A 25,006-nucleotide genomic window follows, 5' to 3' on the forward strand; every position below is an offset into this window, starting at 1 on the left:
CGTCGTCATGAGATCGCTTCTTGAAACAATCCTGGCTGCGAGTGCGGGTGTATCGCACTCGACCAGTCTTGGTTATCTCGCCTACGCCGCCCCGGGAATGCCGCGCCATCTGTCCTTGCCGAGATGGCCAAGGAACCCGCCGCCGATCAGATCGTTTCGCGATAGATCAACCGGACGAGGAGAGACATGCTCGAAATTCTGCATGCTCACAGTCGCGGGACACCGAACACGGGCCGGCTCTGCCAGTTCGGGGCTTGGCGCGATGCTGCGTGACGATGCTGCGTGACGTCGATTATGTCCTGCAAAAACTCGACTGGATGCGCGGCGAAGGCATCTGGCCCAACGGCTTGCGATATCTGTGGACCGATGCATTCGGGGTCGTGCTCTATGTCTCGCTTTATGCGGAAACTGGCGAAGAGCGCTGGCTGGGCGAAGCCGAGCGGCTGGTGGCCGATGTCGAGCGTGTGCTCGGCCGCCGGCGCGGACTGAGGATCGGCGAAGCGGCGGATCGCGACGGCCAGTATTTCCACTATCTGGCGATGTGGCTGTTCGCCCTGGCGCGTCTCGGCGATCTGAAGCCGGAATACCGCAAGCGCGGCATTACGCTGGCGCGGGACATTCACCCGGCGTTTGTGGTCCCCGGCCGCGGCGTGATCTGGAAGATGCAGGAGGATTTGAGCGGTCCTTACCCCGGCTACGGCCTCGGCAGCATGGATGCCTATGACGGCTACGTCTCTTACCGAATGCTCGACGACGAGCAACTGGCGCCCGAGATCGCGCAGATGCGTGACCTGATGGAGCGCGATTGGCGCAGCCTCGACATCGACCAGGACCTCGGCCTCGGCATGATGCTGTGGCTCGCCCATTTCTTTCCCGACGAGCCGTGGGCCGAGGCCCAGACGAGGCGTTCGCTGCGAACCCTGGAAACGATGTGGGTCGACCCGCCCGGTTATTTCAGCCGCGCGCCATGGCTGCGCGATACCAAGTTCGCCTTCACCAATTACGGCGTTTCGCTCGGCCTGCAGGCCGCCGGTATCTGGCCGGGGCGTGTCGATAGGCTGAACGCCTTCTTCGAGGACTGGCGCTCCGGCGACGAATACGACCGCGAGGCGATCACCTGGGTGATGGCCTGCACCTCGCACCTTCCCGGTGCTTTTCTGACCCGGGGTGGCGAGAGAACGATTGAAAGCGACGAACCTGGGGAACGTTCCTCAGCCGGCGCGGTTGTCGATGAAAGTGCATCGAAAAGCAAAAGCAAGGAACGCGGTTGAAATGGCCACTCTCTTGGGAAAACCGGGGAGCTGTTGGGTGGCGACGGCCACCTCCACGAACTATCCCCAGCTCGAAGGTTTGGTCCGTGCGGACGCCGTTATCGTGGGGGCTGGAATCGTCGGGCTGACGACGGCGCTTCGCCTTTGCGAGACGGGCCGGTCGGTGATCGTCTTGGAAGGCTTGCGGACAGGTGGCCAGGTGACCGGCCGCTCGACGGCCAAGATCACCACGCAGCATGCGCTGATCTATCGTCATCTCATTGACAGCGTAGGCCGGGACCTGGCGCGGACCTATGCCGATGCGAATTCCGCCGGCGCCCATCAAATCCGGGATTGGGTTAACAACTACGCTATCGCCTGCGATCTCGAGAGCAAGGACGCCTATAGCCACACCTGCGATGAAAGCCGGCGCGCGGAGGTCGCGGCCGAGGCGAAGGCAGCGCGCCAGGTCGGGCTGGAGGCCGAGGTCCTCGAACGCGTACCGCTGCCTTTCGAAACGGCCGCGGCATTACGGTTCCCCGACCAGGCGCAGTTCAATCCGGCGATGTATCTGGTTGGCCTGGCGGAAGCGGTGACGGCCCGTGGCGGTCGGATCTTCGAAAACAGCCGCGCCACCTCGATCGACGAGGCAAGCCGCTGGCGCGTCGTCACCGATGGTGGCGCCGTTGATGCCGGGCACGTCGTCGTCGCCACCAACATGACGGTGAAGAGCCCCGTCGGCATGGCGAACCGGACGCAACCGCGCTGCCACACCGCCATGGCCTTTCGGATCGATGATCCCCTCCCTGTCGACGGCATGTTCATCGGCATCGACGACCCGACGCATTCCATCCGGACGGGCCGTGATGCCGAAGGTCCACTGCTGGTCACGCTCGGCCCCAAGTTCAACACCGGCTGGGACGGCGACGTGGCGAGGCGGTTTGTCGAACTGGAAAAATGGGCAAGAAAGAACCTTCCGGTCGGCGATGTCGCCTGGCGCTGGTGCAACGAGGATTCTGATACGGCCGACAGGATCCCATATGCCGGCGAACCCGATCCCGCCAAGGCCGCCGGCTTCCACATTGCCACGGGTTTCAACGCCTGGGGCATCACCAACGGGACGGCCGTGGGCACGATGATCGCCGACCTGATCTGCAGCCGCCCGAGCCCTTGGCAAAAACTCTACGATCCGGCGCGGCCCTATCCCGAGGACTTCCACAAGAACGGCCGCAGTCAATCGATAGTCTCGAGCACCCACGACATTGCGCCTGGCATGGGTGGCGTGATCGTCAGGGGAGACGAAAAGATTGCGGCGTGGAGAGACACCGAAGGCGCACTCCAGGCGGTTTCGGCGATTTGCACCCACAAGGGCTGCACCGTAACCTGGAACAATGCGGACCACACCTGGGATTGTCCCTGCCACGGCTCGATCTTCGCCGCCGACGGTTCGGTCATCCACGGCCCTGCCCGAAAACCGCTTGCCCAGATTACATTGTGAAGGCGGCGACCGACACGGCCCGCGTCACGCCGGCCGTTCGTAGGTTCCGACCAACTCCGTCTCCTCCAATGCGTGTTTCTGGGCTTGCTTCCAGACCTGATGCACGCCCGCCTGTCCTGGTACGCTGAGGCTCGGCACATCGAGCGCGGCCAGCAGGAAGTGGTAATGGTGGACGCCGTGCCCTGCAGGCGGCTGCGGACCATCGTAATAGGCATTGCCGAAATCGTTGGTGCCTTGCCTGAGTGCCGACGGGCCGGGCTTGCCGTCTTCGGCCTCGGCGAGTCCGCCGGCATCCGGCGGGATGTTGAACACCGCCCAGTGCCCGAAAATCCCGCTTGGTGCATCGGGATCCCGCACGACAAGAACAAGGCTCTTGGTACCATCCGGGACACCGGACCACTTCAGCGGCGGCGAGACGTTCTGGCCGTCACGCGCATATTTTTCGGGAAGTCTTCCGCCTGCCCGGAACGCCGGGCTGATAAGGGTGAGTGGCATTGCTATTTCCCCAAGGAGGTTGCGACCGAGAAGCCCGCGCCTGCGCCGTTCACGCCGCTTGCTGAGCTTCGGCGACTCGTCTTATCTCGCCTGGCAGGGATTCCCAGACCTTGTGCATCTGTCCTTCTCCGACGTGATGGGCGAGCACCTTGGACACGACCCTGAATGCATCCTTGGAATCGACCGGACGGGTAAATTCCAGCTCCGCCTTGAGCTTGGCCAGAAACTCGTCGAGCGACCGCATCTTCTCGGGAGCTTTGGAAGGCTGATATTGGTCATAGAAGGCGCCGCGCACCAGGATCGGCAGCTGCGAGCCGAGGTGGGCTGCAAGATCCGGCTGCATACGGTCGCGCAGGGCGTGCAGCACCGCTCCGAGAACGTGCCAGGCGACCTGCCGATCCGGTCCAATCTCGTCCATGATCTCGTCGAGCCAGATGTTCGTGGTCTGCAGTGTCTTGTCGAATACGTCGAGTCCGGTGGCGTTCATCGAAATCCTCCTTCCGTTCAAATCCGACTAGGTGATGTGACCAAACAGCCGTACCTGCCCGTTGTTCCCCGATGCGCATGTCCTGATGCGCATTTATTGTCGGAGGTCCCGTCATGAGGGAATTCGGGCCGGCTTTTTGCCGCTGTTTTTCGACCACCTTTCTTGGCCGGCACTCGGAACATCCTCATGGGTGGACGAGTTTTGTTTACCGTCGCCGATCACATGGCGACGAGTGATGCAGACACAAAAAACAGGAGAAGAACCATGGCACATCACGATTTGGCGCCCCGGACGCCATCGCGCAGCCTCTACCCATCCGCGCGCGACCCGCTCACGTCATTCCACCGGCAGATTGACCGCCTGTTCGACGACTTCTTCGCGCCGATGGCCGAAGCGACTACGGCCGGCGATCTTTGGCCGAGCGTCGACGTACATGAAACAGACCAAGCCTATAAGGTCACCGCCGAATTGCCGGGGCTCGAGCAGAAGGACGTTGAGCTCAAGCTGCGCGACAACATCCTCTCCATTACGGGCGAGAAGCGTTCGGAGCACAAGGAAGGCGACGGCGGCCGCACTTACAGCGAACGCAGTTATGGCCGGTTTCAGCGGACCATCCCCCTGGAAGCGGAGATCGATGCCGACAAGGTGCAGGCCACTTTCAGGAACGGCGTTTTGGTTGTCGAGCTTCCGAAGAACCCCGCTGCAAAGGACAAGACACGCCGCATAGAAGTGAAAGCGCGATAGTTGCCAAACTGAAGGCTGCCTGAGCAGGCGGCGTTCAGCCCAGATGGAGAAGAACGGCGAGCACGGCGGCAACCGCCCAGGCGAGCGTCTAGCGCCGGGGATCGTCCGTCGCCTCGGAAACGCCTTCGAGAGCGATCTTGGCGGCTTCCTCATCGGTCCGCCCGAGGTCGGCCAGGGCAATGACGCCGACGAGGCGCTTGTCGTGATTGATCACCGGAAGACGACGCACCTGATGCTTGGCCATGATCTTCGCCGCATCGGTGATATCGGCGGCGTCGAAGCACCAATAGACATGCTCGGACATGACCTCGCGAACGGTCGTGTTGCCGGCTGAGCGCTCCTCGGCGACGCCGCGCATCACGATGTCGCGGTCCGTCACCATGCCGACCAGCCTGTCATTCTCGCCGACCGGAAGGGCGCCGAGATTGTCGGCCCGCATTTTCCGGGCGGCATCCCTGATTGTCGTGTCCGGGCCGACCAGTTCGGTCCGACGGCTCATGATCTCCTGAACTTGCATGGGATATTCCTTTCCCTGATTGCTGAGGCAACAAGCCGCCAAACGCGCCTGCTGCCACGCATCGCTAGATTGCCAGCTGGCCGGACGAGGCATGTACGGATCACTATCTTCGATCTTCCCGATCCGCGCTGAGCCGCGTGCCGGTGCCGGCACCTCGCGATCGAAACTATTCTTGGAACGTCCAGGCAGCGAGCGAGTTCCAAAATGGTACCGGTGCCGCAGCCATCCCACGGAATGTGGTCGCAGGCTGGTGAAAAAACATCCACCGGGAAAACAGATGCACGCGGATTGAAGGTCATGGCTATCATCTTTTCAGATCGCCGCGAGGCCGGGCGGCAACTCGCCGGGGAACTCGTTCGCTTTGCCGGCCGCGACGATGTGATCGTATTGGCGCTGCCCCGAGGCGGCGTGCCGGTCGGCTACGAGGTCGCGCAGGCACTCAAGGCACCGCTCGACGTCTTCGTCGTGCGCAAGCTCGGCGTCCCCGGTCACGAGGAATTGGCCATGGGGGCGATCGCGCCCTCAGGTGTACGTGTCCTGAACGACGAGATCGTCAACGGTCTCGCGATCCCGCCACATGTCATCGACGCGGTCGCTGCAAAGGAGGAAAAAGAGCTTCTGCGCCGCGAGCACCTCTATAGGGACGGGCGACCCCCACCGCAGTTGAATGGACGAACCATTATCCTCGTGGATGACGGGCTTGCGACCGGATCGACCATGCGGGCTGGGATCAAGGCGCTGCGAAAAAACCACGCCGCCCATATTGTCGCGGCCGTTCCCGTCGGTAGCCCCGACACTTGCGACGCGATGCGGGCGGACGCCGACGAGGTCGTTTGCGCGACGACACCAGAGCCGTTGCTGGGTGTCGGGCGCTGGTACGTGGATTTCTCGCAGACGAGCGATGAAGAGGTCCGCGCGCTCCTCGCCAGGTCCGTGCCCAAGCCTGCGGCTTCCCACAAGCCTGCCGCTTCCGAAGAGGAATTGGCTGGGCGCGCGAGCGCGGGTCCGGCGCCTGGCACCAGATCGACATAGCGGAGGTGGATATGGACCGAGATAGCGAGCACGTCGTGCATGTTCCCGCGGGGCTTGTCACGCTTGAGGGCAATCTTTCGTTGCCCTCGGATGCTCGCGGCCTTGTGCTCTTCGCCCACGGCAGCGGAAGCAGCCGCCACAGCCCGCGCAACCGCCACGTGGCCGAAAGGCTGAACGAGGCGAACCTCGCCACCTTCCTCATCGACCTGTTGACGGCCGAAGAGGAGCGGATCGACCAGGTCACGGCCGAGTTGCGCTTCAATATCGGACTGCTCGCCGACCGGCTGGTCGGCGTCACGGATTGGCTCGGCGCCTCGCCGGAAACGTCGGGGTTGCGTCTTGGCTATTTCGGCGCGAGCACGGGCGCCGGTGCCGCCCTGGTGGCGGCGGCCGAGCGGCCCGACCAGGCCGCGGCCGTAGTTTCGCGTGGTGGCCGGCCCGATCTTGCAGCGCACGCCCTGCCGCGCGTCCGGGCGCCGACCTTGCTCGTCGTCGGAGGCGCGGACACGCAAGTGATCGCACTCAACCGCTCGGCGCTGGCGGCGCTCCGCAGCGAGAAGGAGCTCGCCATCGTCCCTGGCGCGACACATCTGTTCGAGGAGCTTGGCGCCCTGGACGAAGTCGCGGGTCTGGCGAGCCGATGGTTCTTGCGCCATCTGGTTTCGGACAGATCGGCGTCAACGTCCTGACGGCTGGGGCTTGGATCACCAGTGCCGGGATCATTTGCGTCCTCAACGCGTTATGATCCTCATAAGACCGCGCGCAGCTGCAACCCGAATGGCTGTCGCAACCCGTATGTGGGAGAAAGACAATGCCAGACAAGAAAACCATCGAGAAGGCCCGAAAGGACAAGCGCGAGGGCAAATCGCCGAGCACACAGGCCGGCGAGTTCGTGCACGAGGAGATCGATAAAATCCGCCGCGGCGAGCACGGCGCGCGCTCGACCCAGCAGGCCATCGCCATCGGGCTTTCCGAGGCAAGACGCGCAGGCGTAGACCTGCCCCCGCCCAAAAAGGGCAAGGTGAAGGAGAGCACGCGCAAAAGCGCCGAATACGCCTATGAGGCCGGCCAGGGTGAACGCACGCCGAAACGCCGCCCGCGGGTCTCGAAAGCCGTCTCCAAGGTGCTCGAGCACGAGCCGAAGAGCACGGCGTCGCACGAGGCGCTGGCGCAGCAGGCCAAGCGTGCGGCCTCGCGCCGGACGGCTGAGGAGCGATCGGCCGCCGCCAAGAAGGCCGCCGAGACGAAAGGCGCCAGCGGAAGGAAGGCGGCGGCGCAGAAGGCCGCCAGAACGCGCGCACACCATGCATAGTTCAAAGACGGCAGTTCGCCTCCTGGAAATCCGATATGGCCCAAACGACCGGTATCGAGCTCTGCCCCGGCAGTGCGGGACAACGCCGCTGCCCAAGGCGAACCAGAGCCTGCATCTGCGGGACAACATCGACTTCGAAATCACCGCTGACGACACTGTGGCGCTGAACGAGCAATACTCGTCGCTCGCGATGCTGCCTGACGCGTGACACCGACCGGAGGTACTCGGCGGCAAGGGCAGCGGGAGACCGGTCAGGAAAGCGCAGCCTGTTTCTTGAGCATGATGCGTATCGCCCATAACGCGGAGAACTCTGATCATGGCCTCAGCTGCCAGCACAATGCCGCGAGCCACCACTCAGACGAGACATATCGCTTTGCTCGGCGCGCCCTCTAATCTTGGGCTGATGCCGCAGGAGGGTGAGCCGGAGCCCGGCGTGTGGAAGGCGCCGGAGGCACTTCAATCGCTTGGTCTCGCCGACCGTTTGGGCGCCGGTCCGTTGCGCTCGGTTCGGGCTCCGCTTTATCGGCCTGACGTGGATCCTGCTACGGGCGTGCGCAATGCCCAGGCCCTGCGCCAGTATTCCAAGACGCTTGCCGAAGCGGTCGACGAGGAGCTGAACTCGGGAGGGTTCCTGCTCATGCTCGGCGGCGATTGCAGTGTGTTGCTTGGCCCTGCGCTCGCGCTACGGCGTCGTGGCCGCTACGGCCTTATCTTCTTCGATGGGCACACCGATTTCAAATTGCCGGATACCTCGCCGTCAAAGGGAGCCGCGGGCATGGATTTGGCCTTCGTGACCGGCCATGGCCCGACGCTCCTGACCGATTTCGGCGAGCACACTCCTTTGGTCCGTGAGGCCGACGTAGTCGCGTTTGGCTATCGCGATGTGCAGGACCCCGCGACTTACACGTCCAAGGCCGTCTTCGACACCGATGTTCACCGGATGGATTTGGCTGAAGTGCGGCGGCGCGGCTTCGCCGATGCGGCACGCATAGCGCTTGACGCGGTCGCAGGGCAGGACGTCGAGGGTGTATTCGTTCACTTCGATGTCGACGTGCTGGACAGCGAGATCATGTCGGCTGTCGATTCGCCGGAGGCCGGCGGTGTCTTGCCCGACGAAGCTGTCGAAGCCCTTCGCACATGGTGCAACGATCCACGCGTGATTGGGATGGAGGTGACGATCTATGATCCCGACCGCGATCCGGATCGTCGCTGCGGCAAGCTGCTGATCGACATTCTGGTCGCTTCCCTTCGCGGCCGGTAGACCAATGGGAGTCCTGCACTTGTGCACGAACGCAATCCGCCGGCACGAATGGCCGTCGGTCTGACGGATCGCCGCGCGCACCCATTCTGTGGTGCTACCTCATCGGGAACCGTTCTCAACGAACATGGTTCCGAGTGTGCGACCGAAGCATTCGGCCTCTTCTACCCGGCTATCGCCAAGGAGATTCGCCATGACCGGCAAAACCCGTCCCACCGTCCTGATCACAGGCAGCAGCGGGTTTCTGGGCCAAGCCATCGCTCGCGGCTTGATGGAGCGCTACGACATCATCGGCCTTGATGTTGCCAGACGATCCTTGCTCGGCGTCGAGACGATCGAGATCGACCTTACCTCGGACGCGAGCGTGGCGAAGGCACTGGCCGAGGTGCGCGAGCGGAGCGGCGGCCGCGTTGCCTCGGTGATCCATCTTGCGGCCTATTACGACACGACCGGCGAGGATAATCCGAAATACGGCGCGGTGACCGTCGAGGGAACGCGCCGGCTGCTGAACGCGCTGAGAGGGCTCGAGACGGAGCAGTTCGTGTTTTCGAGCACGTTGTTGGTGCATGCGCCGAGCCCGGCAAAGGGCGCCAGGATCGACGAAGAGTCTCCGATCGATCCGGCCTGGGCCTATCCGAGATCGAAGGCTGAGACCGAGACGCTGATCCTGAAAGAGCACGGCAACGTCAAGGTTGCGATCCTGCGACTGGCGGGCGTCTATGACGAGGATTGTCACGCGGCCTTCATCGCCCAGCAGATCGCCCGCATTTTCGAGCGCATGCCGACCGCCTATCTTTTCACCGGCGACATCACCACCGGCCAGCCCTACCTGCATCTGGACGATCTCGTCGACGCCGTGGTGCGCACCGTCGACCGGCGCAGCGCGCTTCCCGACGAGACCGTACTGCTGATCGGCGAAGAAGAGACGCCGTCCTACGACGAGATGCAGAAGCAGATCGGGCAGCTCCTGCACGGCGAGACCTGGCGGACCCTGTCCCTGCCGAAAGAGGTGACGAAGCTCGGCGCCTGGATGCAGGAGAAGGTTTTCGACCAGGAGACCGACATCAAGCCATGGATGATCGAGAACGCCGACGATCACTACGAGATCGACATCTCCCGCGCCAGGCGCCTGCTTGGCTGGAAGCCGCGGCACAGCCTGACCGCTACATTGCCGGAAATGATCCGGCGGCTGAAGGCGGATCCTACCGACTGGTACAAGAAGAACAAGCTTGAACCGTCGGCGGTCGCCGCTTCCGCGCCCGAGCTCGACCAGGCCGCCGAACGGCTGCAGCGCCCGCTCGAGCGCTCGGACGACGAGGTCGAGGCCGAAACCGAACGCCACCGGGCCGCAACGCTCTGGGCGCCGCTGACCAACGTTGCGGTCGGGCTGTGGCTCGTGGCGTCGCCCTTCACGCTCGGCCTGTTCGATCCCGCTTCAGCACCGATTCCGCCGGCGCTCGGACATGAGATCGCCTCGCCGGAGACGCGCGACGGCAGGCTCGGCATCAGTGAGATTGTATCCGGCCTCGCCATCCTGTCGCTGGCGCTTGTCGGCATGCGCCGGCGCTGGCACGGGCTGCAATGGCTCACCGCCTCGATCGGGGTTTGGGTGATGTTCGCGCCGCTGCTGTTCTGGACCACCAGCGCCGGAGCCTACGCGACCGACACGTTGGCCGGCATGCTGATCGTCGCGTTCGCGGTGATGATCCCGCCGACGCCGGGTATCAGCCGGCGTGCCCTTGCCGCCGATGACGACCGCCCGCTCGGCTGGAGCTATTCGCCCTCCCTCTTCACCCAGCGCATTCCCATAATCGGCCTCGCCTTTGTCGGCCTGTTCGTCTCGCGTTATCTCGCAGCCTATCAGCTTGGCCATATCGATGGCCTTTGGGAACCGTTCTTCGGCCCGGGCGAAACGCCGGCCGGCAATGGCAGCGAGGCGGTGGTCACCTCCTGGGTCTCCAAGGGCTTTCCGATCGCCGATGCCGGGCTGGGCGCCTTCGCCTATGCGCTGGATATCCTCGCCGGCGCGATCGGCGACCGCCGCCGCTGGCGCACCATGCCATGGATGGTGCTTTTGTTCGGCTTGCTGGTCGTCCCGCTCGGCGTGGTCAGCGTCGGCTTCATCATCATCCAGCCACCGCTCATCGGGGCGCTGTGCACGCTCTGCATCGTCCAGGCTGCCGTCACCGTCGTGCTCATCCCCTATTCGGTCGACGAGGTGCTGGCGAGCTGCCAGTATCTTTGGCGTGCCAAACAGGCGGGAGAGCCGTTCTGGCGCACATTCTGGTGCGGAGGAGCGGCACTTTCGGAAGACCAGACGCCGACGCCCGACCTCGACCGGCGGCTGTCGGCAGTGGCGCTGGACTTCGTCACCGGCGGTGTGAACTTCCCGTGGACCCTTGTCGCCAGCACGCTCGCCGGCGCCCTGCTGATGATCACGCCGCTCAGCTTCGGCACAAGCCCGCCGCTCTACTTCAGCGACCATGTCATCGGCTGCCTGGTCATCATGGTAGCCGTTACCGCGATGGCCGAGGTGGCGCGCGCCGTCCGCTTTCTGAACATCGCGCTTGGAGCCTGGATTGCCCTCTCTCCGTTCATCCTCGCCGGCGGTGCGGCCGCGAGCCTCGCCAATCTGGCGATCGGAGCCCTCCTGGTCGGGCTCAGCCTGCCGCGCGGCACGCGCAGCGCTGCGCATTATGGCGGCTGGGACCGGGCCATCGTCTGAGGATGTTCAGCAGCGCTGGACGATCGGCCAGGTGACTGCAAAGATTGATCCGCATCAACCTGTCGAACATATCGAGCGGGAAGTCGGCGAAAGGCGCAAAGGCGGCCGTACCCTTCCAACTTGAATTTTCCGCGTATCTGGGTTTCATAAGTCGGCAAATAACTTAGGGAGGAATTTCAACATGATAAAAAGGGCAATTCTCGGCGCCGGCATCCTCGCCGCCGGTATGTGGGCCGCGTCGTCATCGGCGTCCGCCGAAAGCCTGACCATGTATTGCGGCGTTGACGAGGTCTGGTGCCAGCAGACGGCGCGGGCGTTCGAGGAGAAGACCGGCATCACCGTCAATATGACCCGCAAGAGCGCTGGCGAAATCTATGCGCAATTGCGCGCCGAGGCCGCCAACCCAAAGGCAGACATCTGGTGGGGCGGCACCGGCGATCCGCATCTGCAGGCAGCCGAGGAGGGCCTGACAGTGGAATACAAATCGCCGCTGCTCAACCAGTTGCAGCCCTGGGCGATCAAGCAGGCGGAAACGTCCGGCTACCGCACGGTCGGCATCTATTCGGGTGCGCTGGGCTTCGGCTACAACAAGGATTTGCTGGCCAAGAACAATCTGCCCGAACCGAAATGCTGGGCCGATCTGATCAAGCCCGAATACAAGGGGCACATCCAGGTCGCCAACCCCAATTCCTCGGGGACCGCATACAATATGCTGGCGACCATCGTTCAGCTGTTTGGTGAGGACAAGGGTTTCGAATACATGAAAGCCCTGCACAAGAACGTCAACCAGTACACCAAGTCGGGTTCGGCGCCGATCAAGGCCGCCGGTCTCGGCGAGACCACCATCGGCATCGTCTTCATCCACGACGCCGTGTCGCAGGTCGTCGCAGGTTTCCCGATCGTTCCGGTCACCCCTTGCGAGGGAACCGGCTACGAGATCGGCTCGGAATCGATCATCAAGGGGGCGCGGAACCTGGAGGCTGCGAAAAAATTCTACGACTGGGCGCTCGAGGCCGACGTCCAGTCCATGGCGCAAAAGGCGGGGTCGTTCCAGGTTCCGTCGAACAAGGCGGCAAAAACCTCCGACAAGGCGCCCGACCTCTCCACCATCAAGCTGATCGACTACGACTTCAAGAAGTACGGCTCGAGCGAAGAGCGGAAGCGGCTGCTGAAAAAATGGGACGAGGAGGTCGCATCGCTGCCGCAATAGCAGATGCGCTTCCGCGAAACCCGCTGGCCGATTGAACCGGTCGCCGTCCTTTGGATGGCGGTCGGATGGCTGGGGTTTGCCGTGCTGCCCTGGTACGGCATCGAGGACGGGTTCTTCGGCTTTTCCTGGCTGTTCGACGGTTACCCGTCCGACAGCGAATTCGCGCCGGCACTGGTTCTGGCCCTCAAGGGCGAGAAACTGTGGCTGGCGCCGCTCGGCCTGCTGCTGGTGGTGCCGCTGCTTCTGTGGGGCCGCACCAAATCCGATCCGGTTTTCAGCCGGCTGCTGATCATTGTCGGCGCCGCCGGATTTGGCTGGCTGTTGTTCCAGGGCTTCGCCATCGGGCTGCGCGGTTGGCAGTTCGGCTGGCTCACCAGCCTGTTCGGCGAACTTGGCGACCGCCAATTCGGCATGGGCTACGGCGCCTTGCTGGTCAGCGGTGCCTTTCTGTTCCTTTTCACCCTGGGTGTTGCCGCGCGCGGCGCCGTCTCTGGCGACGTCTTCGTCGTCGGCTCGATCGGCTTTGTCGTCGCCATGGTTGCCATTTTCATCTTCATGCCGATCCTGATGATGCTGGCCAATGCCATGCAGACCGACGACGGCGGCTACTCGCCTGTCGCGTTCCTGGCCAAGCTGTTCAGTTCGCGGCTGTGGAGCCTGGCTTGTCTTGCCGGCGGCAGCCGCTGCGGCGTGGCCTGGAATTCGCTGCTGCTGGCCGTGCTCGTCGGCCTGCTGACCATGTTTCTGGGGCTGGTGTTCGCGCTGGTCGTGACCCGTACCGGTTTCCGCCACGGCAAGCTGCTCCGCGCCCTGACCGTGTTGCCGATCATCACGCCGGCTTTCGTCATCGGCCTTGCCATCATCTTGTTGTTCGGACTGTCAGGGGCAGTGACGCAGAGCGTGGCCGGTCTCTTCGGTTTCCAGCCGACACGCTGGGTATATGGACTTCCCGGCCTGCTCATTGCCCAGGTTCTCGCCTTCACGCCGATCGCCTTCCTGGTGCTGATGGGCGTCGTCGAAGGCGTCAGCCCGTCCATGGAAGAGGCCTCCCAGACGCTCCGAGCCAGCCGCTGGCAGACCTTTTGGACCGTATCCCTGCCGCTGATGCGGCCGGGCCTTGCCAACGCCTTTCTGCTCGGCTTCATCGAGAGCATGGCCGATTTCGGCAATCCGCTGGTGCTGAGCGGCAATTACGACGTGCTGTCGACAGAAATCTTCTTTGCCATTGTCGGCGCGCAGAACGATGCGGCACTTGCCGCGATCCTGGCGCTGGTGCTGCTGGCCTTCACGCTCGGCGCCTTTTATGCGCAGCGCTTCTGGATCGGCAGGCGCTCTTACACCACCGTCACCGGCAAGGGCGACGCCGGCGTCCATCCGCGCTTGCCTGCCGGGCTGACATACGCGCTCTATGTCATCGCCGGACTGTGGACGGCATTCACCGTACTGGTCTACACGGTGATCTTCTATGGCAGCTTCGTCAAGCTGTGGGGGGTCGACCAGAGCCTGACACTGGAGCACTACCGGAAGGCGTTCTCCGTCGGCTGGAACGAATTCGGCATCCACTGGTCGGGCTCGGCATGGAGCTCCTTCTGGACGACCATGGAGATCGCGCTGATATCGGCGCCTCTGACGGCCGGGATCGGGCTTCTGACCGCCTATCTTCTGGTCCGCCAGAATTTCCGCGGCAAGAACGCCTTCGAATTTGCGACCATGCTCTCGTTCGCGATTCCGGGAACCGTCATCGGCGTCAGCTACATTATTGCCTTCAACGTGCCGCCGATCGAGCTGACCGGGACCGGCATCATCCTCGTACTGTCGTTCATCTTCCGCAACATGCCGGTGGGCGTGCGCGCCGGCGTCGCCTCGATGTCGCAGATCGACCGTAGCCTGGATGAATCCTCACTGACGCTTGGCGCCAACTCGTGGCAGACCTTCAGGCGCGTCATCCTGCCTTTGCTGAGATCGGCAATGCTGGCGGCGCTCGTCTATTCCTTCGTGCGCGCCATGACCGCGATCAGCGCCGTCATCTTTCTGGTCAGCGCGCGCTACGATCTCTCGACCAGCTACATCGTTGGACGTGTCGAGAACAATGAATACGGCATCGCCATCGCCTATTCGACGGTGCTGATCGTCGTCATGCTGATGGTAATTGGCTTGATGCAGCTGCTTGTCGGCAGCCGCAATATCGGCCGGCGCGGCATCCAGCAGGGCGACGGCGGCTGGAGCGTGCGCACCAATGTCAGCCTGCCCGGAACGGCCGGCGGCCCGACCACAATAGCAGGAGCCGGGTGATGGCCGAAATTCGCAGCAACGCCGCCTCGGTAACCTTCGACCATGTCACCAAGACATATCCGGGCGCCAGCATGCCGGCGGTCGACGACATCTCGCTTGCGATCGAAGCCGGCAAGCTGGTGACGCTTCTCGGGCCCTCCGGCTGCGGCAAGACGACGACGCTGCGCATGATCGCCGGCCTTGAAATGCCGTCCAGCGGCCGCATTCTGATAGGCGGCAAAGATGTCACCCGCCTGCCCGCCACCGACCGCGACGTGTCCATGGTTTTCCAGTCCTATGCACTGTTTCCGCACATGACGGTGATGGAAAACGTCTCCTATGGCTTGCGCTTCTCCGGCCATGACAAGAAGGAGGCTGCGTCTCGGGCCCGTGCCGGGCTGGAATTGGTCGGCCTGACCGGTTTCGAGGCGCGTCTGCCAAGCGAGCTGTCGGGTGGCCAGCAGCAGCGCGTGGCGGTGGCGCGCGCGCTGGTGCTCGAACCGCAAGTGCTGCTGTTCGACGAGCCGCTGTCAAATCTCGACGCCAAGCTGCGCCGGCACGTGCGCGAGGAAATCAGGGAAATCCAGATCAAGCTTGGGCTGACGGTGGTCTATGTCACACACGACCAGGAAGAGGCGCTGGCGGTTTCGGATCGTATCATCGTCATGAACAAAGCGGTGATCGCACAGGACGGCACGCCACGCGAACTCTACGACGCACCGGCCAACGCTTTCGTCGCCGACTTCATCGGCGAAGCCAATATCCTCGATTGCGAGGTGGTTTCGGTAGAAGGTGATGAAGCTGCCGTCCGGCTGGGTTCGCTGGCCTTGAAACTGCCGGCGCGAGGCCAGCTGGTCGGCCCGGCGAAGCTGGCCGTCCGTCCGAGCCGCATCGAGATCGGCCCTGCCGGTGCACCACGGACGATCGCGGGCAGGCTGGAAAAGGTCACCTATATCGGTAGCCATCTCGAGCTTGTCATCGCCACGCCGCACGGCCAGGTGTTTGCAATATCGCACAACATCGATGCGCCGTTTCAGGCAGGCGACAGCGTCGGCATCGGCTTTCCGGAGCGCGGACCGGTTCTGATCAAAGCTTGAAGGATTGCACGCAGAGCTGGCGGACCTGGGCGAACACACCGCTGCCGGCGCAAATCACCAGCGCGCCGTTTTCCAGAACCGTCTTTGGGTCGGGCTTGACGATCGTGCCGCCGGCTTCTTCCACCAGCAGCATGCCTGCCAGGCAGTCCCAGGCGTTCATATGCTCTTCGACATAGCCGAGCAGCCTGCCGGCGGCCGCATAGGCGAGCATCAACGCGCCGGATGCGTTACGGAAAAACACGCCGCCTTTTGAAAACAGCAAGCCGATGAGCGTTGCGACGTTTTGCATTTCGGCGCGGTTGGAAAAGCCGGTGCCCAACGAGCCGTCGGTCAGGCTGGTGGCCGCGCTTGCCCTGATCGGCTTGCCGTTGAGAAAAGCGCCGCCGCCCTTGCGGCAATGGAACGTTTCGCCGGTAGAGGGCTCGTGGATGACACCCACGACAGTGTCGCCGTCCTTGGCGCAGGCGATGACCACGCACCAGGCCGGGATGCCCCGCACGAAGTTCGCGGTGCCGTCGATCGGATCTATCACCCAGACATGCCCGCTCGATCCGGTGACCGAGGCATGCTCCTCGCCGACAATTCCATCGGTCGGGTAGGCGGCTTTCATTGCCGCACGGATGAACAGCTCGACCTCGCGGTCAGCCTGCGAGACCATGTCCTGATGACCTTTGCTCTCGATGGCGAGGCTGTCGAGGTCGCGAAAATACTTCAGGCCGAGCGCGCCGGCGCGCCGCGCGAGATCGATGGCGAACTGTTCGCGCGTTGCTGTGTCGGGTGTCATGATATCCTTGGGATGGCGAATGTGATCTGAGGAAAATACCCCAGCCAGAGAAGCTTAGCGGTGAAGATAAGAGTGTGCAAATGACGAGCCCTGCCTTTTGCGGGGCGGGCCCGAGGCCGACCGATCTTCCATGCGCCCGACAGCGACAGTCACGCTCATACGGGTCCGGTCATGTCGCCGTCGACATAGATCATCTGGCCGGTCATGAAGCTCGACGCGTCGGAAACCAGGAAGATCGCGGCACCGCCCAGTTCATCGACCTCGCCCACGTTGCCAGCGGCCGACCAATGCCGCGGCTCAATCCGGAAATTAAGGCGGTTTTACCGGCGAGGCCGAACAGGCCCGATAGGTCATCAATGCTTTGTTTCCCCAGAGATGCGGCCAGAGACAGGCGATCGAGGCCCCTGCCGGACATCGTAGGCGCGGACGATCGTTGTCAGCAATGGCGAGATTGCCGGCGATAAACGCCTATCCCCGCCAGGCACCTTCGCGGCGCAGATCGTCCATCGTGCGCGAAATGCCTTCGCGCAGGATCGACACCATGTCGTCGATCTGGTCGCGCGTGATGATCAATGGCGGCGACATCACGCGCATGTTGATCAGTGGCCGGACCAGCAGGCCGAGCTCGTGGCAATGCGCGTCGATGCGCTCGGCACCTTGATCCGCCTCGCTTATGACCCCGAGGCTCTGCTGGCGATGGCAGACTGAATAATTCTTAGCGCAGCAATGCGGCCGGCGACGATGGCGCCCTCGACGTAGCCCGGAAATGATGGCGACAGCTCCGACGAGGCGAAATGGATCCGCGACGCGCCGGCGCGGATAATGCGTTCGGCATCGGTTGCCGTCGCATCGACGATCAGATCACTGTAACCGCCGCCGCTCCAGCGATCCCCAGTCCAGTCGCGATAACTGAGATCGATGATGCCGGCCGCCTCGATACCGAGCGCCTCTTCCAGCTTTGACGTCACCTTTGCGCGCAACGCCGCGTCGTCCAGATCCCGCCAGCGCTGCGCCAGCGGCCCGCCGATGAAGACGACAAGGGCTGCGTGATCCTCGTCCCTGCTGGCATCGCAGGCAAAAAGCCCGTGCGGGTCGCGCCACATCACCATGCCGCTCAAGCCCCTGTCGCGCCAGAAAGCCTTGGGGTAGCGCACCAGCATTTTGATCACCGCGCCGCTTTGCCAGACGCCGAGGGCTCTCTTCAGCACAGCCGGCAGCGGCGGCACGAAATCCACTCTCGAGGCCATCATCGGCGGTACGGCGACCAGTACCGCTCGTGCCTCGATCGCGCCGGCAGGCGAAACGACGCGAACCCCTCCCGGCCCGTGCTCAATGGCCTCGACAGCTGTATTCAGCCGCAGTCGATCGCCGAGATCCCGCGCAAGATCATCCGCTAGCGAATGCATGGTTTCGCCCACGAAATACTGCAGCTCCGACACCTCGTTGGTGATGCGGCGATCATTGTCGATCAAGTACCACAGCGGCAGCCTTTCCATTGCCAGGCACCACAGGCCCTCGATCATCGACCGAAAGGCGGCCTTCGCATCGTCGGGATCGGCCTGGCGATCGAGCCATGCCGCGACCGTCAAGCCGACAATGGTCGGGTCGGTCGGTGCGATCGCATTCATCCGCTCGCGCATTCGCATCGCGGTGCCGTTAGTGCGCCCGGCTTGCGCCTCGCTCATTCGCGGCTGCGTGACGAATTCGCCTGCGACATGGGTCTCGACCAATGTCTTGCCGCGCGCTCGCACCAGCGCCATTAATTCCGGCATGTCTTCGCACAGGAACTGGCCGCCGCTGTCGATCCGCTCGCCGAGCCCGTTCTGCACGGCTTCGACGCGGCCGCCGACACGGTCGCGGGCTTCGAGCAGCACGACATCGATGCCGGCGTGGTTCAATTCACGCGCGGCCGACAGGCCGGTGAAGCCGGCGCCGACGATGGCCACATCGGCTCGTTCAATCTTGAACTTCATTAGCCGGCCTTGCTCTTCTCGAATGTCAGGGGCCGGATCATTGTCTTCATTGCTGGTCCACCCTCTCTTTGATGGTTCACGCCGGCCTGCCACCGCGGGCTGCAGAGTTCGGATAGTGCTTGGGGAATGCCGCAGACAGGAACTCGTTCGCGGCCTGCAGCGCCGTCTCGCGTGTGGCGTCCTCGGTGCCCATCATCAAACGCAGCCACAGACCATCCAGCATGGCGCTGAGCGCCAGCGCCATGACTTGCGGCTCATAGGCATAGAAGCCGCTCTGCTTGAGCGCCGCGCAAAGATCGATGAAGATGTTCTGGTAGACGGCATCGCGTGCGCTGCTCAGCGCCTGATATTTCGGTCGCGATTTGGCCTCGCCCCAGAAGGCACACCAGGCAGCCAGCTTGCGCTTGTTGCAGATCGAGCGGTCGAAATCGGCCGCCACCAATGCCTGCAACTGGCAGGCGGGATCATCGCCGGCCTTTTGCAAGGCGCTGCGCCAATGCGCCGAATACTCGTCATACATGTATTGCAAGGTCGCGACGAGCAGCTTCTCCTTGCTCTCGAAATGGAAATTGACGATGCCGCGAGACAGGCCGGCGCCGTCGGCAACGTCGGCCATCGTCGTCTCCGAATAGCCGCGCTTGGCCAGTGAATCGATCGTCGCTTCGATCAATTGAAGCTGCCTGGTCTCTTTCGACGCCTTGCGGCCGCGCTTATCGGAATCGCTTTTTCGCGCCGGTTCGAGGAGGGCTTCGCGCGCCTCTGTTGTCTTCATCGGGGTGATGGTCTCCAGCATCGCCGGCTAGCCGATCGGCTTCGGCCGCGAAGATCAGTGGGACGGTGTTTGCCACTGTCAAGCACCTTCTGCACGGCTGCCCATATTCGAATGTTCTCGTCGAGATTGCATCCTTGGAGAAAACGACGTCGAAGGCACCGTCGGCGAAAGGCAGCGATCCCGGCGATGCAGACCAGATCAGCGCCGCCGAGCCCGCCTGCAGCGGACCTTGGGTCGAGATCTACGCCAGGCGCGAGCTGCAATATCAAAAGCTGCTGAGGCGTGCCAAACTGGCGCCGCGGCTGGTCATCAAACTCGACCGCCGCACCAGTCCGCCCGCGGATTTCTAAATATGGCCGACGACACCGACAGTCCCGAACTCGACACCGAAGCCGCCGAACAGTGGCAGCTGATCAACACGCCGCTCGGCGAAAAATGGTCGGGCCGCACCCGCTATGCCGCGGCCATGTTCTTCTACAAACGCGGCGAGATGAACGCCGAGACGCTCGAGGTCTACCGCATCTGCGCACGCCTGGATTCGACGGATCCGCTGCCGATCATCCGTGATCGCGGCATTGGCCAGGACTGGCTTAAACGCATGGGTTTCGAATAGTCCGCCCCCAAAACGCGTTCCGGTCAAGCCGGCATCACCCGCTTAGCCGATGGTCCTTTCCAGCATGCCTAGCCAGTTGCGATAGGCGATCTTCTCGATCAGCGCGCGCCCGAAGCCGCGTGCCGCGAATGCGTCGAGCAGTCTTGGCAGGCCGGCAACATCGCCTATCACGGCCGGGATCATGGCGCCGTCGAAATCCGAGCCTAGGCCGACGCCGTCTTCGCCCAGCGCCTGCAGCAGCGAATCGACATGGCGCACCATGACGTCGAGGCCGGTGTCGGCGTTCATCCTGCCGTCCTCGCGCAGGAACCCGGTGGCGAAGTTCAGCCCGACCATGCCGCCGGAGTCGCGGATCGCGCCGAGCTGCCATTCGGTGAGGTTGCGCGAATGGCCGCAGATCGCGTGCACGTTGGAATGGGTCGCGACCAGCGGTGCGTCGCTGATCTCGACGACGTCGCGGAAACCTTTTTCGTTGAGATGCGAAAGATCGATCATGATCTTCAGCTGGTTGCAGGCTTTCACCAGCGCCTTGCCGGCATCGGTCAGCCCCGCCCCTGTATCGGGCGATGACGGGAAACGGAACGGCACGCCGTGGCCGAAGGCATTGGGACGGCTCCAGACGATACCGAGCGAGCGCAGGCCGGCTGCGTGGAGAACGTCGAGCAGGGTGAGCTCAGGGTCGATCGCCTCGACCCCTTCGATATGGAAGACCGCCGCGATCGAGCCTTGCGCCATCGCCTTCCTCACATCGCCGGCGCTGCGGCATACAGTAAGTGCCGAAGCCCGCTCCAGCCTGAACAGGATCGAGGCCATCGCTACGGTGGAGTTGAGCGCATCGGCGCGCGGAATCTCGGGTGGCAAGGGCTCGCTGTCGCTCGGCGCCAGCGGCACCGCGCCGCGTTTGGATTTCTCGACAGGCGGCGGGAAGATCGCGAACATGCCGCCGGCAAACCCGCCTTTCTTCGCGCGCGGCAGGTCGATGTGGCCACCTGGCGTCCCCTCGACGAACAGCTTTTCGACGTCCGCATCCTTCGACTGGTAGAGCCGGAGCAGCGTGTCGTTGTGGCCGTCGAAGACGGGAACGAGATCGGATTCGGTCATGGAGGGCCATTCGGTTGAAGTGGTCGGGCCGCGGACGGCGAGCCGGTTGCTGGCAATACTTAGGCAAGGTTGGCGCTCTGCGCAAATCCCGCATGTTGCCGCTGTGTTTGTACGCCTCCAATGGCCAAAGGGGCACGCGGTAAAGCCGCGCACCCCTTCTCCTGTCATTCATCGAGGGGCTGTGCTTACCGCTTCAGCACGTCCGCCCATTCCGGATGGCGGCGGAATTGGGCATTGGCGAACGGGCAAAGCGGGATGATCGTCTTGCCCGCCGCACGTGCATCCTCGACGGCACGGGTGACCAGGCGAAGCCCCGCGCCCTGGCCGCGAAATGCATCCGGCACTTCGGTATGGTCGATGATGATCTGGTGCTCGCCGATCTTGGTGAAGGTCATCTCAGCCTCGGCGCCGCCCGGCCCACGCAGGAGGTAGCGGCCCTTCGAGCCGCGGTCCTCCATCTCGATCTCGGGCAATAGGTCAGACATGGCTTGCGGTCCTTTCATCCGGCGCAAGGGCGAACAACCGCCGCGCCGCCTCGATCTCGCTCGGCCGCACCTCATGGCCGCCGTCATGCCACTCGACTGTGACATCGGCGCCATCGGCGCGCAAATAGGCTTCAAGCCGCGCCGTCAAATCAGGCGGACAGATCGGGTCCCGCCTGCCGGCGGTGACCAGGATGCGGCTGCCGCCAAGGCTGCCCTTGACCTCCGGCTCGAACGGGATCAGCGGATGCATCAGCACCGTTGCGTCGAACAGCGACGGTTCGGCAAACAGCACCGAGGCCAGGATGTTGGCGCCGTTGGAGTAACCGAGGCCGAGCACCGAAGATGGCCTTGCCGTCTCGACATGTGCCTTGACGAAGCCGGCCATCTTGTCCGTCGCTCGCGTGATGTCGCCCATATCGTAAACGCCCTCGCCGGTCCGGCGGAAGAAGCGTGCGGCGCCTTGTTCCGAGACATCGCCGCGCGGAGCGACGATCGTCGCTTGCGGCGCGAGATCGCGTCCAAGCGACAGAAGCTGGGCCTCGTCGCCGCCGGTGCCATGGAAGACGAAGAGCAGCGGTCCATCAGGCGAACCGGGCAGCACTTTGTGAATATACGAATCCTTGCTCATGACCTTGCCCTCAGTCTTCCAGTTTCTGCAGATGCTGCTCGAGATAGGGCCGCAAATGCTGGTGTTGCGACGGCAGCTTCAGCGCCTCGCCAAGATGGGCGGTATCCTCGTCGCGGTCGAAGCCCGGCTCGTTGGTGGCGACTTCGAACAGCACGCCGCCCGGTGTGCGGAAATAGATCGCCCAGAAATAATCGCGGTCGATCACCGGCGTCACCTGATAACCTGTATCGAGCAGCGCCTTGCGCACTTCGATCTGCTTGGCGCGGTTCTCGACGGCGAAAGCGACATGGTGGACCGAGCCGGCGCCGAGATTGGCGAAGCCGGCCCCTGGCAGCGATTCGATATCGACGACGTCGGCGCCGTTGCCGTTCCTCACCGCCAGCCGCCTGACGTTGCCGGACTTGTCGACCTCCTCATAACCCATGAATTTCAGCAGCTCTTCGGTGGCGCCGCCATCTTTCAGCCTGAGCGACACCGAGTGAAAGCCGCGGATCGCCTCGTCGGTGGGAATGCCACCCTTGGCCCATGGCGCACGGTTGTCCGCTCTGTCCTCGACCAGCGCAAACCCGTCGCCGTCGGGACCGGCGAACGCAAGACGCTTCTCGCCAAACGTCTCCTCGCGGGACAGCCCAGTGACACCTTGCTCGGCAAACCGTTTCTCCCAATAACCGAGCGTGCCTTCGGGCACCGAGTAAGCGGTGGTACCGACTTCGCCGATTCCATGGCGGCCTTTGCCGATGTTCGGGAACGGGAAGTAGGTCATCACCGAGCCGGGCGTGCCGACCTCGTCGCCGTAATAGAGGTGGTAGACATCGGGTGCGTCGAAATTGACGGTTTTCTTGACCCGCCGCAGACCGAGCGTCCCGGTGAAGAATTCATTGTTCTGGCGCGCATCGCTGGCCATCGAGGTGACGTGATGCAGGCCCTTGACTTGGTCGAGCATGTTTCTGCTCCTTTCCTTGTGCCGGTGCGGCCCTTGCCGCTGTCCACGCAAATATGAGCATCCGCCTCCTGGCCGCAAAGGCGGCAAACACAGAATGGACTGTGCTGTTAAAGTGAACGACGAAGCAGGTTTTGTTCACCATTCGGCAAACTGGACCGGCTTGCATACTCGCCGAAATTGCGCTCCATGAGCGACGCATGTAGCCAGCATGAGGATACAGCGGTTGAGTGGAAAACGCCCCAATATTCTCCTGATCACCTGCGACCAGTGGCGGGGCGACTGCCTGTCAGCTGCTGGCCACAAGGTGGTAAGGACGCCGAATGCCGACGCGCTGGCTGCCGAGGGCGTTTTGTTCCAGAAGCACTATGGCGGCGCCGCACCTTGCTCGCCGGCGCGCGCCTGCCTCTACACCGGCCTCTACCAGATGAACAATCGTGTCTGCCGCAACGGCACGCCGCTCGACGCCCGCCACGGCAACATAGCCCTCTGGGCACGCGCCCTCGGCTATGATCCGACGCTGTTCGGTTATACCGACATGGCGCGCGACCCGCGCACGCTGGCGCCTGGCGACCCGCAGCTGAAAAGCTATGAAGGCGTGCTGCCCGGCTTCACCGTGCGCCAGCTTCTGCCCGAGCACCAGAAGCCCTGGCTGTCATGGCTCAAGGCGCGCGGCGTCGATGCCGGCGCCGGCTCCCCCGCCATTCACCGCCCGGCGGGCGAAATCCTGGAAAACGACGGCGCGATCAGCAACGGTCCGCCAATCTATTCGAAGGACGAGACGCCGTCGGCCTTCCTGGCCGGCGAATTCATCCGCTGGCTCGGCGAGCAGGAGCGCGATGCCCCGTGGTTCGCGCATCTTTCCTTCATCAGCCCCCACCCGCCCTTCATCGTGCCAGCGCCTTACAACGCCATGTACGATCCGGCCATTGGTCCAGCTTTTGACCGCGCCGAAAGCTGGCAGGCCGAAGCAGCAAGCCACCCTTATCTCGCCTATGAACTTGACCGGCAGGAACGGTCGAAATTCCGTCCCGGCTCGGAGGGCAAGGTGCGCGACTGGGGCGACGACAATTTTCGCCGCATCCGGGCGCTCTATTACGGCATGATCTCGGAGGTCGACGCGCAGCTTGGCCGGGTCTGGCAAGCGGTCAAGGCGGCCGATGCATGGGACGACACCGTCATCGTGCTGACCTCCGACCACGCCGAGATGATGGGCGATCATTTCATGCTGGGCAAGGGCGGTTTCTTCGACGGCAGCTTCCATATTCCGCTGATCATTCGCGATCCGCGCCACCGCAAGGCTGCCGGCAGCAGTGTCGACCGCTTCACCGAGGCGGTGGATTTGGCACCGACCTTGCTCGATCTCACTAGGCTCGAGCTCACTGGCGGCGAAGTGCTGCCGCATCTCGACGGCCGCTCGCTGGCGCCTTTCCTGGACGCGACGGAGCCAGACGATTGGCGCGACGCGGCGCATTGGGAGTTCGATTTCCGCTCGATCGCGGATGGTGATGCCGAACGGTATTTCGGCATCGGTTCACGCCAGTGCAATCTCGCCGTCATCCGCACGCAAAAGTTCAAATATGTGAATTTCGGCGGCGGCCTGCCGCCCTTGCTCTTCGACCTGGAGAAGGATGCGCGCGAGTTGACCAATGTCGCTGACGACCCAGCCTATCTGCTGGCACGGCTGGAATTTGCCGAGAAGTTGCTCGCCTGGCGGGCCGAGCATCTCGATCAGTCGCTGGCGCTCGCCGAATTGACGGACAATGGCGTTGCCGGCCATGTCGCCGGCTTCCCCTCGAGATAAGCAAAGCCCG

The 25,006-nt window shown here is 63.4% G+C and carries 25 protein-coding genes and 1 pseudogene; 14 read left to right on the forward strand and 12 right to left on the reverse strand.

Going from position 1 to position 25,006, the window contains the following annotated elements; genetic code table 11:
* Positions 1–275: 275 nt before the first annotated feature.
* Both NKI70_RS04210 and NKI70_RS04215 read left to right on the forward strand, forming a co-directional pair.
* Positions 276–1,271, forward strand: coding sequence for a hypothetical protein (locus NKI70_RS04210; RefSeq protein ID WP_352724410.1), 996 nt, complete (start codon positions 276–278; stop codon positions 1,269–1,271).
* A gap of 1 nt (position 1,272) precedes the next feature.
* Positions 1,273–2,748: an FAD-dependent oxidoreductase gene (locus NKI70_RS04215; protein ID WP_352724331.1), complete on the forward strand. Its 1,476-nt coding sequence runs from the start codon at positions 1,273–1,275 to the stop codon at positions 2,746–2,748.
* 24 nt (positions 2,749–2,772) lie between these two features.
* On the opposite strand, the gene NKI70_RS04220 is transcribed toward NKI70_RS04215, so the two are convergent.
* Both NKI70_RS04220 and NKI70_RS04225 read right to left on the reverse strand, forming a co-directional pair.
* A complete protein-coding gene (locus NKI70_RS04220) occupies positions 2,773–3,243 on the reverse strand; it encodes a YbhB/YbcL family Raf kinase inhibitor-like protein (protein ID WP_023677865.1) in 471 nt (156 codons plus the stop codon).
* A gap of 49 nt (positions 3,244–3,292) precedes the next feature.
* A complete protein-coding gene (locus NKI70_RS04225) occupies positions 3,293–3,730 on the reverse strand; it encodes a DUF2267 domain-containing protein (RefSeq protein WP_352574866.1) in 438 nt (145 codons plus the stop codon).
* A gap of 264 nt (positions 3,731–3,994) precedes the next feature.
* Between NKI70_RS04225 and NKI70_RS04230 the strand changes: the two genes are divergently transcribed.
* Positions 3,995–4,474 (forward strand): Hsp20/alpha crystallin family protein, encoded by a 480-nt coding sequence (locus NKI70_RS04230; RefSeq protein ID WP_352574864.1) that lies wholly within the window; start codon positions 3,995–3,997, stop codon positions 4,472–4,474.
* An 88-nt stretch (positions 4,475–4,562) separates the two neighbouring features.
* Here the strand turns inward: NKI70_RS04230 and NKI70_RS04235 are convergent, their stop codons facing one another.
* The gene (locus NKI70_RS04235) at positions 4,563–4,973 is read right to left on the reverse strand and encodes a CBS domain-containing protein (protein WP_352724333.1); all 411 of its coding nucleotides are present in this window, start codon (positions 4,971–4,973) and stop codon (positions 4,563–4,565) included.
* 315 nt (positions 4,974–5,288) lie between these two features.
* Here NKI70_RS04235 and NKI70_RS04240 point away from each other — a divergent pair, with 315 nt between their 5' ends.
* The 8 genes from NKI70_RS04240 to NKI70_RS04275 all read left to right on the forward strand — a co-directional run bounded on the left by NKI70_RS04240 (position 5,289) and on the right by NKI70_RS04275 (position 15,896).
* The gene (locus NKI70_RS04240) at positions 5,289–6,023 is read left to right on the forward strand and encodes a phosphoribosyltransferase (protein WP_023677861.1); all 735 of its coding nucleotides are present in this window, start codon (positions 5,289–5,291) and stop codon (positions 6,021–6,023) included.
* 11 nt (positions 6,024–6,034) lie between these two features.
* Positions 6,035–6,712: a dienelactone hydrolase family protein gene (locus NKI70_RS04245; protein ID WP_352574858.1), complete on the forward strand. Its 678-nt coding sequence runs from the start codon at positions 6,035–6,037 to the stop codon at positions 6,710–6,712.
* 122 nt (positions 6,713–6,834) lie between these two features.
* The gene (locus NKI70_RS04250) at positions 6,835–7,335 is read left to right on the forward strand and encodes a DUF6496 domain-containing protein (RefSeq protein WP_023678569.1); all 501 of its coding nucleotides are present in this window, start codon (positions 6,835–6,837) and stop codon (positions 7,333–7,335) included.
* Between the two features lie 373 nt (positions 7,336–7,708).
* Positions 7,709–8,596, forward strand: coding sequence for an arginase family protein (locus NKI70_RS04255; RefSeq protein ID WP_352724335.1), 888 nt, complete (start codon positions 7,709–7,711; stop codon positions 8,594–8,596).
* A 190-nt stretch (positions 8,597–8,786) separates the two neighbouring features.
* A complete protein-coding gene (locus NKI70_RS04260) occupies positions 8,787–11,318 on the forward strand; it encodes an NAD-dependent epimerase/dehydratase family protein (RefSeq protein WP_352574856.1) in 2,532 nt (843 codons plus the stop codon).
* Positions 11,319–11,499: 181 nt separating this feature from the next.
* On the forward strand, positions 11,500–12,528 hold the full coding sequence (locus NKI70_RS04265) for an ABC transporter substrate-binding protein (RefSeq protein WP_352570620.1): 1,029 nt from the start codon (positions 11,500–11,502) through the stop codon (positions 12,526–12,528).
* 3 nt (positions 12,529–12,531) lie between these two features.
* Positions 12,532–14,820 carry an ABC transporter permease gene (locus NKI70_RS04270; RefSeq protein ID WP_352574854.1) on the forward strand — a complete coding sequence of 763 codons (2,289 nt, stop codon included), beginning with the start codon at positions 12,532–12,534 and terminating at the stop codon, positions 14,818–14,820.
* On the forward strand, positions 14,820–15,896 hold the full coding sequence (locus tag NKI70_RS04275; protein ID WP_352589796.1) for an ABC transporter ATP-binding protein: 1,077 nt from the start codon (positions 14,820–14,822) through the stop codon (positions 15,894–15,896). The genes NKI70_RS04270 and NKI70_RS04275 overlap by 1 nt, the downstream gene beginning before the upstream one ends.
* Here the strand turns inward: NKI70_RS04275 and NKI70_RS04280 are convergent.
* The 5 genes and pseudogenes from NKI70_RS04280 to betI form a co-directional block, all read right to left on the reverse strand.
* Positions 15,886–16,680 (reverse strand): inositol monophosphatase family protein, encoded by a 795-nt coding sequence (locus tag NKI70_RS04280; RefSeq protein WP_352570624.1) that lies wholly within the window; start codon positions 16,678–16,680, stop codon positions 15,886–15,888. The genes NKI70_RS04275 and NKI70_RS04280 overlap by 11 nt on opposite strands.
* 155 nt (positions 16,681–16,835) lie before the next feature.
* On the reverse strand, positions 16,836–16,982 hold the full coding sequence (locus NKI70_RS04285) for an SDR family oxidoreductase (RefSeq protein WP_502896713.1): 147 nt from the start codon (positions 16,980–16,982) through the stop codon (positions 16,836–16,838).
* A 166-nt stretch (positions 16,983–17,148) separates the two neighbouring features.
* Positions 17,149–17,331, reverse strand: a pseudogene (locus NKI70_RS04290) (aspartate aminotransferase family protein); the annotation flags it as partial.
* 20 nt (positions 17,332–17,351) lie between these two features.
* Positions 17,352–18,653 (reverse strand): flavin monoamine oxidase family protein, encoded by a 1,302-nt coding sequence (locus NKI70_RS04295; RefSeq protein ID WP_352589800.1) that lies wholly within the window; start codon positions 18,651–18,653, stop codon positions 17,352–17,354.
* A gap of 76 nt (positions 18,654–18,729) precedes the next feature.
* Positions 18,730–19,446 carry a transcriptional regulator BetI gene (gene betI, locus NKI70_RS04300; protein WP_352891294.1) on the reverse strand — a complete coding sequence of 239 codons (717 nt, stop codon included), beginning with the start codon at positions 19,444–19,446 and terminating at the stop codon, positions 18,730–18,732.
* 113 nt (positions 19,447–19,559) lie between these two features.
* Between betI and NKI70_RS04305 the strand changes: the two genes are divergently transcribed.
* Together NKI70_RS04305 and NKI70_RS04310 are read left to right on the forward strand one after the other, a co-directional pair.
* The gene (locus NKI70_RS04305) at positions 19,560–19,775 is read left to right on the forward strand and encodes a hypothetical protein (RefSeq protein ID WP_352574940.1); all 216 of its coding nucleotides are present in this window, start codon (positions 19,560–19,562) and stop codon (positions 19,773–19,775) included.
* Between the two features lie 2 nt (positions 19,776–19,777).
* Positions 19,778–20,038: a hypothetical protein gene (locus NKI70_RS04310; protein WP_023678557.1), complete on the forward strand. Its 261-nt coding sequence runs from the start codon at positions 19,778–19,780 to the stop codon at positions 20,036–20,038.
* Between the two features lie 42 nt (positions 20,039–20,080).
* Here NKI70_RS04310 and NKI70_RS04315 read toward each other — a convergent pair whose 3' ends face one another.
* The 4 genes from NKI70_RS04315 to NKI70_RS04330 form a co-directional block, all read right to left on the reverse strand.
* Complete coding sequence (locus NKI70_RS04315) at positions 20,081–21,139, reverse strand: dipeptidase (protein WP_023678556.1); 1,059 nt, start codon at positions 21,137–21,139, stop codon at positions 20,081–20,083.
* A gap of 185 nt (positions 21,140–21,324) precedes the next feature.
* Positions 21,325–21,624, reverse strand: coding sequence for a GNAT family N-acetyltransferase (locus NKI70_RS04320; protein WP_023678555.1), 300 nt, complete (start codon positions 21,622–21,624; stop codon positions 21,325–21,327).
* On the reverse strand, positions 21,617–22,252 hold the full coding sequence (locus tag NKI70_RS04325; protein WP_023678554.1) for an alpha/beta hydrolase: 636 nt from the start codon (positions 22,250–22,252) through the stop codon (positions 21,617–21,619). The genes NKI70_RS04320 and NKI70_RS04325 overlap by 8 nt, the downstream gene beginning before the upstream one ends.
* A 10-nt stretch (positions 22,253–22,262) precedes the next feature.
* Positions 22,263–23,195, reverse strand: coding sequence for a VOC family protein (locus NKI70_RS04330; protein ID WP_352574845.1), 933 nt, complete (start codon positions 23,193–23,195; stop codon positions 22,263–22,265).
* 208 nt (positions 23,196–23,403) lie between these two features.
* Between NKI70_RS04330 and NKI70_RS04335 the strand changes: the two genes are divergently transcribed.
* Positions 23,404–24,996, forward strand: a complete 1,593-nt coding sequence (locus tag NKI70_RS04335) for an alkaline phosphatase family protein (RefSeq protein ID WP_352646711.1) — start codon at positions 23,404–23,406, stop codon at positions 24,994–24,996.
* The last annotated feature ends 10 nt before the right edge of the window (positions 24,997–25,006 follow it).

This window comes from Mesorhizobium sp. M0500, from assembly GCF_040321165.1.
Classification (GTDB): Bacteria; Pseudomonadota; Alphaproteobacteria; order Rhizobiales; family Rhizobiaceae; genus Mesorhizobium.

What these genes read in the sequence shown, in the direction of transcription:
- NKI70_RS04310 (WP_023678557.1), top strand. Translation starts at nt 19,778, where the DNA reads ATGGCCGACGACACCGACAGTCCCGAACTCGACACCGAAGCCGCCGAA.
- NKI70_RS04280 (WP_352570624.1), bottom strand. Translation starts at nt 16,680, where the DNA reads ATGACACCCGACACAGCAACGCGCGAACAGTTCGCCATCGATCTCGCG.
- NKI70_RS04295 (WP_352589800.1), bottom strand. Translation starts at nt 18,653, where the DNA reads ATGAAGTTCAAGATTGAACGAGCCGATGTGGCCATCGTCGGCGCCGGC.
- NKI70_RS04325 (WP_023678554.1), bottom strand. Translation starts at nt 22,252, where the DNA reads ATGAGCAAGGATTCGTATATTCACAAAGTGCTGCCCGGTTCGCCTGAT.
- NKI70_RS04230 (WP_352574864.1), top strand. Translation starts at nt 3,995, where the DNA reads ATGGCACATCACGATTTGGCGCCCCGGACGCCATCGCGCAGCCTCTAC.
- NKI70_RS04260 (WP_352574856.1), top strand. Translation starts at nt 8,787, where the DNA reads ATGACCGGCAAAACCCGTCCCACCGTCCTGATCACAGGCAGCAGCGGG.
- NKI70_RS04220 (WP_023677865.1), bottom strand. Translation starts at nt 3,243, where the DNA reads ATGCCACTCACCCTTATCAGCCCGGCGTTCCGGGCAGGCGGAAGACTT.
- NKI70_RS04270 (WP_352574854.1), top strand. Translation starts at nt 12,532, where the DNA reads ATGCGCTTCCGCGAAACCCGCTGGCCGATTGAACCGGTCGCCGTCCTT.
- NKI70_RS04210 (WP_352724410.1), top strand. Translation starts at nt 276, where the DNA reads ATGCTGCGTGACGTCGATTATGTCCTGCAAAAACTCGACTGGATGCGC.
- NKI70_RS04240 (WP_023677861.1), top strand. Translation starts at nt 5,289, where the DNA reads ATGGCTATCATCTTTTCAGATCGCCGCGAGGCCGGGCGGCAACTCGCC.
- NKI70_RS04320 (WP_023678555.1), bottom strand. Translation starts at nt 21,624, where the DNA reads ATGTCTGACCTATTGCCCGAGATCGAGATGGAGGACCGCGGCTCGAAG.
- NKI70_RS04315 (WP_023678556.1), bottom strand. Translation starts at nt 21,139, where the DNA reads ATGACCGAATCCGATCTCGTTCCCGTCTTCGACGGCCACAACGACACG.
- NKI70_RS04330 (WP_352574845.1), bottom strand. Translation starts at nt 23,195, where the DNA reads ATGCTCGACCAAGTCAAGGGCCTGCATCACGTCACCTCGATGGCCAGC.
- NKI70_RS04265 (WP_352570620.1), top strand. Translation starts at nt 11,500, where the DNA reads ATGATAAAAAGGGCAATTCTCGGCGCCGGCATCCTCGCCGCCGGTATG.
- NKI70_RS04225 (WP_352574866.1), bottom strand. Translation starts at nt 3,730, where the DNA reads ATGAACGCCACCGGACTCGACGTATTCGACAAGACACTGCAGACCACG.
- betI (WP_352891294.1), bottom strand. Translation starts at nt 19,446, where the DNA reads ATGCTGGAGACCATCACCCCGATGAAGACAACAGAGGCGCGCGAAGCC.
- NKI70_RS04335 (WP_352646711.1), top strand. Translation starts at nt 23,404, where the DNA reads ATGAGGATACAGCGGTTGAGTGGAAAACGCCCCAATATTCTCCTGATC.
- NKI70_RS04275 (WP_352589796.1), top strand. Translation starts at nt 14,820, where the DNA reads ATGGCCGAAATTCGCAGCAACGCCGCCTCGGTAACCTTCGACCATGTC.
- NKI70_RS04215 (WP_352724331.1), top strand. Translation starts at nt 1,273, where the DNA reads ATGGCCACTCTCTTGGGAAAACCGGGGAGCTGTTGGGTGGCGACGGCC.
- NKI70_RS04235 (WP_352724333.1), bottom strand. Translation starts at nt 4,973, where the DNA reads ATGAGCCGTCGGACCGAACTGGTCGGCCCGGACACGACAATCAGGGAT.
- NKI70_RS04250 (WP_023678569.1), top strand. Translation starts at nt 6,835, where the DNA reads ATGCCAGACAAGAAAACCATCGAGAAGGCCCGAAAGGACAAGCGCGAG.
- NKI70_RS04245 (WP_352574858.1), top strand. Translation starts at nt 6,035, where the DNA reads ATGGACCGAGATAGCGAGCACGTCGTGCATGTTCCCGCGGGGCTTGTC.